At 73.4% G+C, this 15,028-nt stretch carries 14 protein-coding genes; 3 read left to right on the forward strand and 11 right to left on the reverse strand.

Annotated elements, in window-relative coordinates; genetic code table 11:
- Both VR44_RS21290 and VR44_RS21295 read right to left on the reverse strand, forming a co-directional pair.
- Positions 1–633, reverse strand: a 633-nt coding sequence (locus VR44_RS21290) for a TerD family protein (protein WP_045949153.1), incomplete at its 3' end; no start/stop codon positions are given.
- 169 nt (positions 634–802) lie between these two features.
- Positions 803–1,342, reverse strand: coding sequence for a M48 metallopeptidase family protein (locus tag VR44_RS21295; protein WP_094191807.1), 540 nt, complete (start codon positions 1,340–1,342; stop codon positions 803–805).
- Between the two features lie 232 nt (positions 1,343–1,574).
- Here VR44_RS21295 and VR44_RS21300 point away from each other — a divergent pair, with 232 nt between their 5' ends.
- Entirely contained in the window at positions 1,575–2,687 is a 1,113-nt protein-coding gene (locus VR44_RS21300) for a ThiF family adenylyltransferase (RefSeq protein WP_045949155.1), read from the forward strand.
- Between the two features lie 8 nt (positions 2,688–2,695).
- Here VR44_RS21300 and VR44_RS21305 read toward each other — a convergent pair whose 3' ends face one another.
- On the reverse strand, positions 2,696–5,803 hold the full coding sequence (locus tag VR44_RS21305; protein ID WP_245692060.1) for an ATP-binding protein: 3,108 nt from the start codon (positions 5,801–5,803) through the stop codon (positions 2,696–2,698).
- A gap of 179 nt (positions 5,804–5,982) precedes the next feature.
- Between VR44_RS21305 and VR44_RS21310 the strand changes: the two genes are divergently transcribed.
- Positions 5,983–7,311 (forward strand): ABC1 kinase family protein, encoded by a 1,329-nt coding sequence (locus tag VR44_RS21310; RefSeq protein ID WP_045949156.1) that lies wholly within the window; start codon positions 5,983–5,985, stop codon positions 7,309–7,311.
- Positions 7,312–7,320: 9 nt separating this feature from the next.
- Here the strand turns inward: VR44_RS21310 and VR44_RS21315 are convergent, their stop codons facing one another.
- The 5 genes from VR44_RS21315 to VR44_RS21335 all read right to left on the reverse strand — a co-directional run bounded on the left by VR44_RS21315 (position 7,321) and on the right by VR44_RS21335 (position 11,241).
- A complete protein-coding gene (locus VR44_RS21315; protein WP_045949157.1) occupies positions 7,321–7,530 on the reverse strand; it encodes an ADP-ribosylation factor GTPase-activating family protein in 210 nt (69 codons plus the stop codon).
- Positions 7,531–7,697: 167 nt separating this feature from the next.
- Positions 7,698–8,030, reverse strand: a complete 333-nt coding sequence (locus VR44_RS21320) for a hypothetical protein (RefSeq protein WP_045949158.1) — start codon at positions 8,028–8,030, stop codon at positions 7,698–7,700.
- A complete protein-coding gene (locus VR44_RS21325; RefSeq protein WP_045949159.1) occupies positions 8,027–8,398 on the reverse strand; it encodes a WhiB family transcriptional regulator in 372 nt (123 codons plus the stop codon). Before VR44_RS21325 ends, VR44_RS21320 begins: the two co-directional genes overlap by 4 nt.
- A 183-nt stretch (positions 8,399–8,581) precedes the next feature.
- Positions 8,582–8,884 (reverse strand): hypothetical protein, encoded by a 303-nt coding sequence (locus tag VR44_RS21330; protein ID WP_045949165.1) that lies wholly within the window; start codon positions 8,882–8,884, stop codon positions 8,582–8,584.
- Positions 8,885–9,063: 179 nt separating this feature from the next.
- Positions 9,064–11,241, reverse strand: coding sequence for an ATP-dependent DNA helicase UvrD2 (locus VR44_RS21335; RefSeq protein ID WP_245692061.1), 2,178 nt, complete (start codon positions 11,239–11,241; stop codon positions 9,064–9,066).
- 173 nt (positions 11,242–11,414) lie between these two features.
- Here VR44_RS21335 and VR44_RS21340 point away from each other — a divergent pair, with 173 nt between their 5' ends.
- Positions 11,415–11,675: a mycoredoxin gene (locus tag VR44_RS21340; RefSeq protein WP_045949161.1), complete on the forward strand. Its 261-nt coding sequence runs from the start codon at positions 11,415–11,417 to the stop codon at positions 11,673–11,675.
- A gap of 86 nt (positions 11,676–11,761) precedes the next feature.
- On the opposite strand, the gene nudC is transcribed toward VR44_RS21340, so the two are convergent.
- The 3 genes from nudC to VR44_RS21355 all read right to left on the reverse strand — a co-directional run.
- The gene (nudC, locus tag VR44_RS21345; protein ID WP_045949162.1) at positions 11,762–12,703 is read right to left on the reverse strand and encodes an NAD(+) diphosphatase; all 942 of its coding nucleotides are present in this window, start codon (positions 12,701–12,703) and stop codon (positions 11,762–11,764) included.
- A 50-nt stretch (positions 12,704–12,753) separates the two neighbouring features.
- On the reverse strand, positions 12,754–14,193 hold the full coding sequence (locus VR44_RS21350) for a dipeptidase (protein WP_045949166.1): 1,440 nt from the start codon (positions 14,191–14,193) through the stop codon (positions 12,754–12,756).
- Positions 14,194–14,203: 10 nt separating this feature from the next.
- The coding region (locus VR44_RS21355; RefSeq protein ID WP_045949163.1) for a PD-(D/E)XK nuclease family protein at positions 14,204–15,028 on the reverse strand (825 nt) is incomplete at its 5' end.

Raw genomic sequence — 15,028 nt, forward strand, 5'->3', positions numbered from 1 at the left:
GTAGGAGGGGGTGGGGGCCGGCGGCGCGGCGGCCTGGGGCGGCGGGGCGAACCCGGGGGCGGCGGCCTGCGGCTGGGCCGGGGCCTGCTGCGGCTGCGGCTCGTCCTCGGCGACCTCGCCGCCGAAGTGCTCCAGCAGCGCGGCGAGACCGCCGTCGAAGCCCTGGCCGACGGCGGCGAAGCGCCACACGTCCTTGCGGTAGAAGTCGCCGATCATCAGGGCGCGCTCGGTGCTGAACTCCGCGCCCGTGAACGAGTACCGGACGACTTCCTCGCCGCCCGCCACGATCCGGATGTAGCCGGGGCCGATCTGCGACATCTGGCCGTCGCCGTCGAGGGTGGCGGTGAAGGAGAGCTTGTGGATGGACGCGGGCACGTGGTCCAGGGTGACCCGGAAGGACTCGGTGTCACCGGCCTGTGCGCCGAGCTGCTGGATGGACTCCTCGGGCGACTTCGGCTGGTTGTAGAAGACGAAGTAGCGGTCGTCCGACAGGCGCTCGTCGGCGTCGAGGCCGAAGCAGCTGATGTCGAAGGTGAGTCCGGGCCCGGCGATCTGGACGCCCACGTACAGATCGGTACCCGCCGTCAGGTCACTGATCCTGGCCTTGTGGCCGCGTTGGAATTCCCTGGCCATACGTCCGACCGTCCCCCGTCCCGAGTGTGAGTGCGTGGCTGCTCGCCTGTGCGATGGTGTGCCGCCGGATGCAGTACCCGCGGTTGTGTGCCGCTCAGGCTAACGGCTCCGGGCGACATCCGGGCAAGCCGGTACCGACCCGGTACATATCGCGCCCCAGGGGGGCGGGTCATTCCTCGCGGGCGGCCGGAATGCGGGGCAGGCGCTCCGCCGCGACCACTCCCTCGAGGAAGCCGCGGGCCCGCTCGGTCTTCGGGTACGCCTCCAGCAGCTCCCAGAACCGGGGGCCGTGGCCGGGGACGAGCAGGTGCGCCAGCTCGTGCAGGAGTACGTAGTCGACCACGTACTCCGGCATCCCCTGGAGCCGGTGGGAGAGCCGGATGCTGCCTTCGGCGGGGGTGCAGGAACCCCAGCGGGTGTTCTGGTTGGTGACCCAGCGGACCGAGCGGGGGCGGGCGCGGCCGCTGAGGTGCTGCTCGGACAAACGCGCGGCGCGTTCGGTGAGTTCCGCGTCGCCGAGGGTGCGCTTGCTCTCCTGGGCGGCGAGCTTGTCCAGCATGACGCCCACCCAGCGCCGCTCCTCCGCCTCGGACATCCGGGCAGGGATCAGCACGACCGTCCGGTCACCCTCGCGGTAGGCGGATACGGTCCTGCGGCGGCGCGCGCTCCGGCGTACTTCGACGGCGCGCTGGGGTGGGTCGGCGGACACGCCTCGACGGTACCCGGTCGCCGCGGCGGAAGTCCCGCACGTCCGCGGTTCGAACAAGATCCCTGCGCGGCGGCCCGCCCGACATCCCCCCTCCCACTCATCTCATATGCCCAATACCCCTTGCCTGTGGACAAAGTTCCGCACGTGCTCGGAGGGGCGGGCATCGTGACGGAGGAAGGCGAGGAATGGCGAGCCGTCGGCGGCGGACGCCGAGGGACGGAAGGAGACGGCGATGTATCCGAAGGTGAAGCCCGCGCTGGCACGGGCGTGGCGGGATCTGCAGACGGTGCAGTTCGGGGTGACCCCGGCGCATGCGGTGGTGCTCGGCCCGGTGGACACGGCCACCGGTTCGCTCATCGACCGGATCGACGGGACGCGCGGCATGGAGCTGCTGCGGGCGGAGGCCCGCGGGATGGGGCTGCCGGAGGGGCAGGCGGACGGTCTGGTCCGCCGGCTCGCGGGGGCCGGGCTGCTCGACGACGCCACGGCGGGAGGGCCCCGCGCCCAGGCCGTGCGGAGCCGCCCGGAGGCGCTGGAGCGGCTCGGCCCCGATCTGGGGTCGCTGTCCCTGGTGCATCCGGAGCCCGGGGGCGACTTACGGGGCGTCGCGGCCCGCCGGGCCATACGGGTCCGGGTGCGCGGGAGCGGCAGGGTGGGGGCGCTGGTCGCCGCCGTGCTGGCGGGAGCCGGGGTGGGCCGGGTCGAGGTGCTCGACGGGGGCCGGGTGGAGCCGGCCGATGTGGCGCCGGGCGGGCTGGGCCCGGGGAGCGTGGGCCGGCTGCGGGCCGAGGCGGCGCGGGCGCTCGTACGGGAGTCCGCGCCGGGGCGGGCTCCGCGCGAGGGCGATCCGGAGGGGCCCGGGCCGGAGGTCGCGCTGGTGGTGGTCACGCCCCGGGACGGCCTCCAGGCGTGGGCGCCCGATCCGGCGACGGCCGCCGACTGGGTGGCGACGGGTACCCCGCACCTGTACGCGGGGGTGCTGGAGGGGACGGGGCTGGTGGGGCCGCTGGTCCTGCCGGGGGTGACGGCCTGCGCGGGGTGCATGGAGCGCGAGCGCGTCGACGGGGACCCGGCCTGGCCGCGGATGCTGGTCCAGTGGCGGACGGCGCACCGGCGCCGGGAGCGGGCCGCCTGCGATCTGGGGCTCTCCACGGCGGTGGCGGGCCTGGCCGCCGCCCACGCCCTGGCCTTCCTCGACGGCCGCCTGCCGGCCTCCACCGGCTCCCGCTGGGAGGCCGCCCTGCCCGCGCTGCACTGGGAACGGTCGGAGCTGAGCCCGCACCCGGAGTGCCCGTGCGGGGCGTCCGTACTGGCGGCGGATCCGGCACTGGAGGTCCGGCCATGAGGCGGCTGTCAGGCGAGCGCGGCCAGCCGGTCCTCGACGACGCGGCAGAGCTCCGCGAGCCGCGACTGCTCCGGGGTGAGCAGGGGGATCAGACTGCGCAGGGCCGCGAGCATCTGGTGCACGTCCCCCCTGGGCGGGTCGAGGTCCAGGAAGCGGGTGAGGTGGCGCTGGGCCTCGTCCCAGCGGGCCCGAAGGGTGTGGGCGAGGACGAGCCAGCCGAAGTCATCGGCGCCCTCGGGTGCGGGAAGGAGATCGACCACCCGGTCCAGGTGCCGGTCGCGGCCGGGACGGCCGAGGGCGTGGAGCACCACGGCCGTTTCGTAGTGCGCCAAGACGCTGTCGGATTCGAGGACGAGCGCCCGGGTGAGGTCGTCCAGCGCCTGGTCGAAGCGGCCGAGAAGACGCCGGGCGAGGCCGCAACGGGTCAGCTCCTCCGCACTGTCAGGACGGAGCCCGGCCGCACGGAGGTAGTCGGTCAGTGCCTCCTCGTACCGGCCCGTCTTGCGGTGGACGTCGCCCCGGTCGCCGAAGGACCAGGGCTCGTCGGGCGCGAGTTCCCCGGCCCGGGTGTAGTCCGCCAGGGCTTCCGCGTACCGGCCGAGCCGTTCATGCGTCAGCCCTCGCTGGTACAGGGCCCACCAGGTCTCCGGGCTGAGCCGGATCGCGCGGTCGAAGTCGGACAGCGCCTCCTCGTACCGGTCCATGAGCCGATGCGTGGCACCGCGCTCGGCGAGGCTCCAGGCGTCGTCGGGGGAGAGCTCGACGGCGCGGCCGAGGTCGGCCAATGCCTCCTCGTAGCGGCCCATGAGCCTGAAGGTGCTGCCCCGGCCCGCGAACGCCCGGGGCTGGTCGGGCTCCAGTTCGAGGACGCGGGTGAAGTCGGCCACCGCCTCCTCGTACCGGTCCCGGCGCCATTGGCACTCGCCGCGGAACTGGCGGGCCCACACGTATTCCGGGGAGAGCTCGACCGCCCGGTCGAGGTCGGCCAGCGCCTCCTCGTACCGTTTGGCGGAGATCAGGAAGGAGGCCCGGATCACCAGGGCCCAGGCACTGTCGGGTTCGAGCGCGAGGGCACGGGCGGAATCGGCGAGGGCCTCGTCGAAACGGCCCGTGTCGCGGTGCAGGGCACCTCGGTAGACGTATGCCTCAAAGCTGTCGGGGGCGAGCGCGATGGCCCGGTCGAGGTCGGCCATGGCCTCCTCGATGCGGCCGAGGTTGAAGTGGCAGGCTCCCCGGTCGGACAGGCTCTGGGCGTCGGGATCGAGTTCGATGGCGCGGGTGTAGTCCTCGACGGCCTCCTCGAAGCGTTCCATGAGCTCGTGGGTGCGGCCCCGGCCGTAATGGGCTCGCTCGGTGTCCGGGTCGAGGGCCAGGGCCCGCGCGTAGTCGGCCAGGGCTTCGGGGTACCGCTCGGCGTTGCGGTGGTCGCGGCCGCGGAGGGTGAAGGCGAGGCAGCGGCCCGCGGTGTCCAGCCGGCTGTCGTTCAGCAGGAGGGTCAGGAGGGCGAGGCCGGGCTCCGGCTGGTCCAGGGCCGTGTGGAGGCGGGCGCTCCAGACGGCCAGTTCGGCGGACTCGGTGTCCCTGGCGGCCTGGTCGAGGGTGCCCGCCCAGCGGCGGAGGGTGGCGATGCCGTGGTCGTAGGCGTCGAGGAGCTCTCCGAGGGCGGCGGGGAGGGCGCCGCGCGGGTCGGCGCAGAGCCGGTGGTAGGTCTCCTGGAGGCGGTGGCCGCGCCAGGTCTCGTCCCACCACCAGCCGTCCGGCGGGGCGGTGGCCTGCTCCAGCCGGTCGCGGCGCTGCCGGAAGGCGTCGGCCAGGCGGACGTGCAGCTGCTCCCACCGTGCGGGGGACTGCCGGCGCTGGAGGCGGAGCATCGCTCCGCGCACGACGTCGTGGTAGCGGCAGTGGCCGGAGCGGTCGGTGACGAAGGGCAGCGAGCGCAGCCAGCCGAAGAGTTCGGCGGCCTCCTCCTCGACGGCCGCCCGGTACACGTCCTCGTCCAACTGCTGCGGGAACGCGCAGGCGAGGGCGGCGGCCCGCCGGGCCGGGTCGGTCTCCCACTTCAGGAACCGTTCGACGGCGGTGCCGCTGGGGTCCCCGATCTCCTCCACGCTGCCGGGCTGGGTCTCGGCGAGGGTGGAGACCAGGACCGGGAGCCGTTCCGAAAGCCGCAGGATCACCTCCACGACCCGCTCGTCCGTCACCCCCTTGCCGGTGAGCAGGGCGCGGGCCTCGGTGTCGGTGAACACCTCCAGCGGCCAGTCGGTGACCAGGTCGCGCCAGTCCTCCCAGCAGTGGGCGGCGAGCCGGGACTGGCCGGCCAGGACGACCAGCACGTTCGCGGGAAGCTCTCCGTGGCGGTCGGTGACCATGATGTCGCGCAGCCAGGTGTCCAGCATCGGGCCGGTGCGTTCGTAGGTGTCGAAGAACAGCACGATCCACGGGTGCCTGCGGGCGGCCTCCGAGAGCTCTTCCAGAAAGACGGGGGTGAGGACGTCCAGCGGGTAGAGGATCAGTTCGACGTCGCCGTGGTTGCGCAGCCGGGTGCTGAGGAGGGCCCTGACCCGGTCGGCTCCGGCGGCGACCTGGTTCGGATCGACCGCGCCGGTGAAGGCGCCGACTCCGGGGATCATGCCCAGGCCGACCAGGCCCAGCTGGGAGGCGACCACGCTGGAGGGCGAGGGGGCGGGGGCGGCGGCCGGGTCGGCCGCTGCGGCGTCGGCCTCGTGCCGGCGCTGGCGGTAGGTGGCCAGCAGTCTGTCGAAGGCCTTCAGCTGGGTGCCCTGCTGGGCGAACTGGCTGCTGATGACCTCCATCGTCTCGATGGCGTCCGCCACGGACTCGTCGACATAGGCGGTGACCGCCCGTCCTTCGCGGGCGATGGTCTCCAGCTGCCGTACCAGGGTCGACTTCCCGACGCCGGCCGGGCCGCGCACGTGGAAGAGGAACTGGGCCGCCTCGTCCGGGGACTGGCGCATGGCGTCCCGGAAGGCGGCGACCTCTCCCTGGCGGCCGATGAAGCCGCTGGAGCGCTGCCGCCGGATCAGTTCCTGCCGAGAAGGCCCCCGCCCCGCCATCCGCCGCCCTTTCGCGATCGGTTCCTGTCGCTGCCCGACCATGGTGTCCCATCCGGGTGGACCGCCGCCGTCCTTGGCCTGTTTCGGACCCCGGCGAGCAGGGTCGACGCGGGCCCGGCGGCCCGGAAGGGCCATGGCAGGATGCGAGGTGACCGCAGGCGCGGGGAGGGCATCCCGGAACCGCCGCTTGCGCCGAGGCTGTCTGGGAATTGGAGGGGCGCATGTCTGATCTTCCCCGGAAGGCGGTCACCCGTACCGTCAAGCTGGCCGCGCTGCCGCTCGGCATCGCGGGGCGGGCCACCTGGGGGCTGGGGAAGCGGATCGGCGGGAAGTCCGCCGAGATCGTGGCCCGGGAGCTCCAGCAGCGCACCGCCGAGCAGTTGTTCCGCACGCTCGGTGAGCTCAAGGGGGGTGCCATGAAGTTCGGGCAGGCCCTCTCGGTGTTCGAGTCGGCGCTTCCCGAGGAGGTCGTCGGGCCCTACCGGGCGGCGCTGACCAAGCTTCAGGAGGCCGCCCCTCCGCTTCCGGCGGCGCGGGTGCACCAGGTGCTGGCGGAGCGGCTCGGTGAGGACTGGCGGGAGCTGTTCGAGGAGTTCGAGGACAAGCCGGCCGCGGCCGCCTCGATCGGGCAGGTGCACCGGGCGGTGTGGCACGACGGGCGGCAGGTGGCGGTCAAGGTCCAGTACCCGGGGGCCGGGGAGGCGCTGTTGTCGGACCTCAAGCAACTGGGCCGGTTCGCCGGGCTGCTGGGTCCGCTGATCCCGGGCATGGACATGAAGCCGCTGATCACCGAGCTGCGCGACCGGGTCGCGGAGGAGCTGGACTACGAGCTGGAGGCGGAGGCGCAGCGCACCCATGCGGACGCCTTCGACGGGGACGAGGACGTGCTGGTCCCGGACGTGGTGTACCAGGGCGACCAGGTGCTGGTGACCGAGTGGCTGGAGGGCACCCCGCTGTCGGAGGTCATCGCCGACGGCACGCAGGAGGAGCGCGACCGCGCCGGCCAGCTGCTCACCCGGTTCCTCTTCTCCGGGCCCGCGCGCACGGGGCTGCTGCACGCCGATCCGCATCCGGGGAACTTCCGGCTGATAGCGGGGCCTGACGGCCGGACGCGGCTGGGCGTGCTGGACTTCGGCACGGTGGACCGGCTGCCCGGCGGCTGGCCCAAGCCGATCGGCCGGTCGCTGCGGATGACCCTGGACGGTGACGCCGAGGGGGTCTACGGGCACCTGTGCGCCGAGGGGTTCGTGAAGGAGTCCATCGAACTCGACCCGGACGCGGTGCTCGACTACCTCAAGCCGATCATCGAGCCCGCCGAGGCCGACGCCTTCACCTTCACCCGGTCGTGGCTGCGCGGGCAGGCCGCGCGGATCGCCGATCCCCGCTCTCCCGCCCACCAGTTGGGACGGCAGATCAACCTGCCGCCGTCCTACCTGCTGATCCACCGGGTGACGCTGAGCACCATCGGGGTGCTGTGCCAGCTGGGTGCGACGGTGCGGCTGCGCGACGAACTCGACGCCTGGCTGCCCGGGTTCCCGTCCGAGGGCTGAGCCTTCGGGTCACCACCAGGAGGAGTCGAGCCGGCCCTCGATGGCACGGAGGTTGGCGCGCGCGCAGTCGACGCAGAAGTACTGTCTGGTCCCGTTCTCCACGGAACAGGTCCAGGTGGGCGGGGCGCCGTTCGGGGAGCGGGCGCCGCAGCGCGCGCAGACGACGGGCTGGTCCTCGGGTCCCGGCTGGGCGGGATGGGGAGTCGGCTGGTCCACCACCAGACGATATCCCCGAGGGGCCGCGCCGGGCCCCGCAACGCACCGGAGGGACCGGTCCGTTCGGACCGGTCCCTCCGGGGAGTGCCGCCGCCGGCCCGGTCGGGCCGGCGGCGGCGGTGTGCACACCGCACGGGTGGTGAGCCGGGTTCCGGCTCCGTGCGGGGCCGTCAGTGCATGACGGCCATGGCCAGCGCGCGGCGGGCGCGCATGGAGACGCGCTCGGCCTTGCGCTGCATGCGCCGGGCGGCGACCAGGCGCACGGCGTGACGCTGGGCGTCCACCTCGCGCAGCCGGTCGTCCATATGGGCACGGGCCAGGGCTTCTGGGATGAGTTGCATTTCGCGGGTCCTGTTCTGACGCGAGGTGATCGCGCCGGTGGTGATGAAGTCTGCGGTGGCGGAGCCGTGCGGCTGCTCGCTCGTGGTGGCGTAGGGGGACATGGGGGCCTGCTTCAAGGGGTCGTGCGTCAGAGGGCGGTCGATGGTTCCGGTGGCGGTCATGCCGCTGCAACCGGGTTCTTGCGCGGGCGGCCACGGGGCCGCTTGCGGGCCACGACCACGCCCTGGACGAAGAGCTCTCCGCCCCAGACGCCCCAGGGCTCGCGGCGCTCCTTGGCGCCGGCGAGGCAGGCCTCGACCAGCGGGCAGGTGCCGCAGAGGGACTTGGCGTACTCGACGTCCGCCGGGGACTCGGCGAAGAAGACCTCGGGGTCGAAGGTCCGGCACGGTACGGGGACGCCGAGGTTCTCGATGGCGTCGTCGAGCGCGGTGAGCGCGGTGAGGGGGGTCAAGGCGGGGTCCTCCGGGACTGCGGGCGGGGAGATCGTTTGGGTCTGCGGTGCGGACGGGGCGTGCGCTTCGAGTTGCACGGTTGTCTCTTCCTCGTCTGGTTCGGTTAGTCGTTCCGGCCGGTCGGCCGGGTGGCGGCTGTTACCTGGTCCTGCCAGTCCCGAGGCCCCTTCGCTCCGTCATCCCCGTTCGGGGACAAACAGAAGGGCCGCGGATCCCGGGTGGGGTTCCGCGGCCCTGAAGGCGCCGGCCTGATCATGCGATCAGGCTGGATCACTCCAGGGTTCGAGCCCGCGGAAGGCCCACATCAGGTGGTGCTGCGTCGTCGTCTGCTTGAATCCGGCACCGGCCGCGGCGGCGGGACCATAGGCGCCGTGCGCCTGCTGGGCTCCCGCTACTGCCACCAGTGCCTTGGTCGGTCGCTCATTGCGCTCGCTGACCGGAAGGGTCGCCAGCAGGGCGGGCTTGTCGGCGGAAATCGCGGACAGACCGGTGCCCCGGAGGGAGACGGAACCGAGCAGGCAGGAAGCGGCGACCGAGCGATCGGTCATTTTGGTGAAGGTCATGAAGCTGGTCACTGGTCTCGCCTCCTCTCGGCGTCTCGGGGACCCGGCCCGGGGGCCTGTCCCATGCGTATTCGGATAAGTACAGCACGGATCCGGGGCTTCGGAGAAGCCACCGTTTCCGTTGCTAAGAACCTATGGGGATCCGACGGGCATGTGCAAACTATTTTTCCGACGAGTTTCTACGCGTCGTCAGGATCCTCACCCGCAGGCTCCTGGCCTGCGCAGATGGCCAGGACGTCGGCCCCGTACCGGTCGAGCTTGCGGCCGCCGACTCCAGAGATCATCGAGAGCTCCCCCGGCTCGGAGGGCGCGGCCTCCGCGATGGCCATCAGCGTCTTGTCCGTGAACACGCAGTAGGCGGGCAGCCCCTGGAGCTTCGACTGGCCGGCCCGCCACTCGCGCAGCCGCTCGTAGAGGCCCTCGTCCATGTCCGAGGGGCAGTCCCCGCAGCGCATCAGTTTGATGTCCCCGGCCTCCGTCAGGGTCCGGCCGCAGACCCGGCACAGCACCGGCCCGCGGCTGCCGCGCCTGCGGGTACCGCGCTCGGCCGGGGCTCCGCCCCGCGCCACGGGGGCCGCGGAGCCCGGCCGCAGGCCGTTCAGGAAGCGGCTGGGGCGTCGGGAGGCCCGGCCCCCCGGAGCCCGCGAGAGAGCCCAGGAGAGCGTCAGGTGCAGCCGCGCGCGGGTGACGCCCACGTAGAGCAGCCGGCGCTCCTCCTCGACCTGCTCTTCGGTCTTGGCGTAGGTGATCGGCACCATGCCGTCGGTGAGGCCGACGAGGAACACGGCGTCCCACTCCAGGCCCTTCGCGGCATGGAGCGAGGCGAGGGTGACGCCCTGGACGGTCGGGGCGTGCTGCGCGGCCTTGCGCTCCTCCAGTTCGACGGTGAGCTCGGCCAGGCCGGCGCCGGGCCGGCTGCGGGCGAAGTCCTCGGCGAGGCGGACCAGCGCGGCCAGCGACTCCCACTGGTCGCGCACGGCGCCCGAGCCGGCGGGCGGCTCGGCGGTCCAGCCGGTGGAGCTGAGCACGGCCCGGACCTGGGAGCCCAGCTCCATGACGTCGTCGAGGAGGGGGTCGTTGCCGGCGGAGCGGGCGGCTCCGCGCAGGGCGAGGACCGCCTTCTGGACCTCGGCCCGCTCGAAGAAGCGCTCGGCGCCGCGCAGCTGGTAGGGGACCCCGGCGTCGGCGAGGGCCTGCTCGTAGACCTCGGACTGGGCGTTGATGCGGTAGAGGACGGCGATCTCGCCGGCCGGGACCCCGGCGGCGATCAGGTCGCGGACCCGGCGGGCGACGCCCTCGGCCTCGGCGGGCTCGTCCGGGTACTCGGCGTAGACCGGGTCGGGGCCGGGCTCGCGCTGGGAGAGCAGCTCCAGCCGGTGCTCGGCGGCCCGGCCCCTGGCCTGGCCGAGGAGGCCGTTGGCGAGGTGGACCACCTGGGGGGTGGAGCGGTAGTCGCGGACCAGCTTGACCACCGTGGCGTGGGGGTAGCGGGTGCGGAAGTCCAGCAGGTGGTCGGGGGTGGCGCCGGTGAAGGAGTAGATGGTCTGGCTGGCGTCGCCGACGACGCAGAGGTTGTCGCGCTCGCCGAGCCACAGTTCCAGCAGCCGCTGCTGGAGGGGGCTGACGTCCTGGTACTCGTCCACCACGAAGTGCTGGTACTGGGCGCGGATCTGCTCGGCGATGTCGTGCCGGTCCTGGAGGACGCCGACGGTGAGGAGCAGCACGTCCTCGAAGTCGATCATCCCGCGGTCGCGCTTGAGCTGCTCGTACGTGCTGTAGATCTGGGCGATCTCGGCCGTGTCCCGGGGGGCCTCGCGGCCCGCCTTGAGGGCGGCGGCCGGGTAGTCGGCGGGGACGGTCTGGGTGACCTTGGCCCATTCGATCTCTCCCGTGACGTCGCGCAGCTCGTTGCGGTCGAGGCGGACGCGGCAGCGCGCTCCGGCCTCGGCCACGAACTGGATCTTGCGTTCGAGGAGCCGGGGGAGGTCCCCGCCGATGGCCCGGGGCCAGAAGTACTGGAGCTGGCGCAGGGCGGCGGAGTGGAAGGTACGGGCCTGGACCCCGCCGGCGCCCAGGGCGCGCAGCCGGCCGCGCATCTCGCCGGCGGCGCGGTTGGTGAAGGTGACGGCGAGCACGCTGGCGGGCATCAGCTGCCCGGACTGCACCCCGTAGGCGATCCGGTGGGTGATCGCCCGGGTCTTGCCGGTACCGGCTCCGGCCAGCACGCACACCGGGCCGCGCAGGGTCGTGGCGACCTCGCGCTGCTCCGGGTCGAGGCCCTGGAGCACGGCGTCGGCTCCGGCCGCGCCGGTACCCGGGCCGGCCGGGAACGATGAGGGGTGCGTTGCTGCTGTCACCCCGCCATGCTGCCAGGTCGGGTGGGGCGGGCGGGAAATCCGTCCACAGGCCCGGGCAGGTTGTCGGATGGGTCATACCGGGCGGGGGCCGGGAATGGCCGGGGGACGGCGTACGTTCGAGTACTCGGACCGGGCGGGATGCCGGTCCCCCCAGACCTCACAGAGGAGCGAGCATGCAGGACACGGGCACGGTCACGATGTACAGCACCACCTGGTGCGGCTACTGCCGCCGGCTGAAGACGCAGCTGGACCGGGAGGGCATCGCGTACAACGAGATCAACATCGAGCTCGACCCCGAGTCCGCCAAGTTCGTGGAGCAGGCCAACGGCGGCAACCAGACCGTCCCCACCGTGCTCGTGAAGTCCTCCGCCGGCAACGAGTCCGTGATGACGAACCCGAGCCTCGCGCAGGTCAAGCAGGCCCTGGCCGTCTGACGTCCGGGACGTCCCGGACGTCCGGGCACGGAGCACATGTGGAAGGCCCCCGCCGAGGCGGGGGCCTTCCACATGTGTGACGAACGTTACGCCGCGGGCTTCGGCAACGGCCGGCCGTACCAGAGCTCGACGAGCCGGGCCGCGATCGAGATCCCGGACGGCGGGACGACCTCGCCGGACTCGAACGCCTCGGCCAGCTCCTCGCGGGAGAACCAGCGGGCCTCCTGGATCTCCTCGCCGTCGACCGTGATCTCGGAGCTGACGGCGCGGGCGTTGAAGCCCAGCATCAGGCTGTACGGGAAGGGCCAGGGCTGGCTGGCGACGTACTCGACCTCGCCGACACGGACGCCCGCCTCCTCCCACACCTCGCGCACGACGGCCGCCTCTATCGACTCGCCCGGCTCCACGAACCCGGCCAGCGTGGAGAAACGGCCCTCCGGCCAGTGCACCTGGCGGCCCAGCAACGCGCGGTCCTGCTCGTCGGTGACCAGCATGATCACCGCCGGGTCGGTGCGCGGGTAGTGCTCGGCGCCGCAGCCGGGGCAGCGGCGGATGTGCCCGGCGGCCGCGACGACCGTGCGCTCGCCGCAGCGGGAGCAGAAGCGGTGCATGCGCTGCCAGTTCTCCAGCGCCACCGCGTGCACCATCAGCCCGGCGTCGCGCGGGGACAGCAGCAGCCCGGCCTCGCGCAGCCCGGCGGGGCGGGCCGACTGGTCCATGCGGCCGGGCAGCGAGTCCTTCTGGAGCGCGAAGTACCGTACGCCGTCCTCGTCGGTGCCCAGGAAGTACCGGTGGGTCTCGGTGGCCGGGGCCTCGAAGGCCGGGGTCATCACGATGCCGGTGCCGCCGTCGGGGGTGTCGTCGATCAGCACCTGGCCGCCGGAGACGACGAAGACGCGCGTCGTCGGGTGGCTCCAGGCGGCGGCGAGCCAGGCCTCGTCGAGGCGGTGGTGCGCGGCGCGGTCTATGTCGCTCGGCGCCGTGAGCGACAGTGGGCGCTCGGTGTGCGTGCTCACAGGTACTTCCAACTCCCCCGGTGGATGGGACAAGGCAGGCGTACAGGCGTGGGTGTGGGCGGTCAGGCCGTGGTGGCGGCGGCCGCGACGGGCGTGGGCGGGGCCCAGTTCTCGGCGAGGTCGCCCCACAGGTGGGCGGCGGTCTCCACGCCCTTGAGGAGGAGGTCGAGCTCGACCTTCTCGTTCGGGGAGTGCCAGCCGTCCGAGGGGACGGAGATGCCGAGGAACAGGACCGGGGCGTCCAGGACGTCCTGGAGGTCGGCCGCCGGGCCGGAGCCGCCCTCGCGGGTGAAGCGGATCTGCTGCCCGAAGGCCCGGCCCATGGCCCGCACGACGGACTGGAGCGCCGGGTGGTCCAGCGGGGTCAGGCAGGGGCGGGTGGGCGCGCCGAAGGTGATGGAGTGGCGGATGCCGGCGGGGACGCGGGCCGCGACCCAGTCCCGTACGGCGGCCTCGACCTCGTACGGGTCCTGCCCCGAGACCAGCCGGAACGACAGCTTCAGGTGGGCGGAGGCGGGCACGATGGTCTTGCCGCCGGGGCCCTGGTAGCCGCCGCCGATGCCGTTGACCTCGGCGGTCGGGCGGGCCCAGACGCGCTCCAGGGTGGAGTAGCCGGCCTCGCCGGAGGCGGCGTGGGACTTGGCCGTGCGCAGCCACTCGGCCTCGTCGAAGGGCAGCTCGGAGATCAGCCGGCGTTCGGCGTCGGTGAGCTCGGTGATGCCGTCGTAGAAGCCGGGGATGGTGACCCGCTCGTCCTCGTCGTGGAGTGCGGCGACGAGGCGGGCGGCGACGGTGGCCGGGTTGGGGACGGCTCCGCCGAAGGCACCCGAGTGGATGTCCTGGTCGGGGCCGTGGAAGTCGATCTCGCAGTCGGCGACGCCGCGCATGCCGGTGCAGACGGTGGGGGTGGTCTCGGACCACATGCCGGTGTCGGAGACGATCACGACGTCGGCGGCGAGCTCGGCGGCGCGGGCCTCGACGAGCGCGCGGAAGTTCGGGGAGCCGGACTCCTCCTCGCCCTCGATGAGGAGCTTGAGGTGCACGGCGGGGGCCTCGGCACCGGTGGCGGCGAGGTGGGCGCGGACGCCGAGGGTGTGGAAGAAGACCTGCCCCTTGTCGTCGGCCGCGCCGCGCCCGTACATCCGGCCGTCCTTGACGACGGGTTCGAAGGGCTCGGTGTGCCAGCCGTCGGCGAGGGCGGCGGGCTGCACGTCGTGGTGGCCGTAGACGAGGACGGTGGGGGCGGCCGGGTCGGCGGCCGGCCAGTGGGCGAAGACGGCGGGGGCGCCGGTGCCTCCAGCGGTCTCCCAGACGTGGGTTTCCGGGAAGCCGGTCTCCTTGAGCTTGGCCGCGAGCCATTCGGCGCTGCGGCGTACGTCGCCCGCGTGTTCGGGCTGGGCCGACACGGACGGGATGCGCAGCCACTCGGCGAGGTCGTCGAGGAAGGCCGTGCGGTGGGTGTCGATGTACGTACGGACGACGTTGTCCGGGGTTTCGCTCATGGCCACGAGCCTAGCCGTCCGCCTGGGGGGCGCCGTCCGCGCCCGTTTTGCCTTGGAGGATCCACTCAAGACGCTCGCGTCCGGGGAGGTCGCGGGGGCGGATGACGCGGCCGCTGCGGACGTGGAGGAAGGCGGCCGTGACCCGGTCGAGGGGGGTGCCGGTGGCTTCCGCCCAGGCGAGGCGGTAGACGGCGAGCTGGAGGGGGTCGGCCTGGGTGGTGCGGCCGGTCTTCCAGTCGACGACCTCGTACGAGCCGTCGGGGTTGCGGTAGACGGCGTCGATCCGGCCGCGGACGACCCGGCCGGCGAGGGTGATCTGGACGGGGGCCTCCATCCGGTACGGGGTGCGCTCGGCGTACTCGCTGCGCTCGAAGGCGGCCTTCAGGGCTTCGAGGTCGGCGGCGTCGGCGATCTCCTGGTCGGTGCCGGGGAGGTCGGCGGCGGGGTCGAGGACGTCGAGGTGGGGCAGGGGCAGGGCGTCGAATCGGGACTCGACCCAGGCGTGGAAACGGGTGCCCTGGCGGGCGGCCGGCTGCGGGGGCTTGGGCATCGGGCGGGCGAGGTCCCGCGCGAAGGCCTGCTCGTCGGCGGCGAGGCGCAGGAGCTGGCTCGCGGACAGGGCCCCGGGCAGCTCGACGTCCCGCACGGCGGCGCGGGCCCGCAGCAGCTCGCCCTCCAGGGCGTCGAGGTCCCGGTCCCAGGAGGCGACGGCCCGGGCCTCTTCGGGGGTCAGCCGGCCGCCTGCGGCGGGGTACGGGTACGGCCGCGCGGCGGTCTCGGGCGCGGGCCCGGCGGCGTACGGGTGCGGCCGCGCCGCTTGCTCCGGCCGGCCCCC

It is taken from the genome of Streptomyces katrae, from assembly GCF_000966975.1.
Classification (GTDB): Bacteria; Actinomycetota; Actinomycetes; order Streptomycetales; family Streptomycetaceae; genus Streptomyces; species Streptomyces katrae.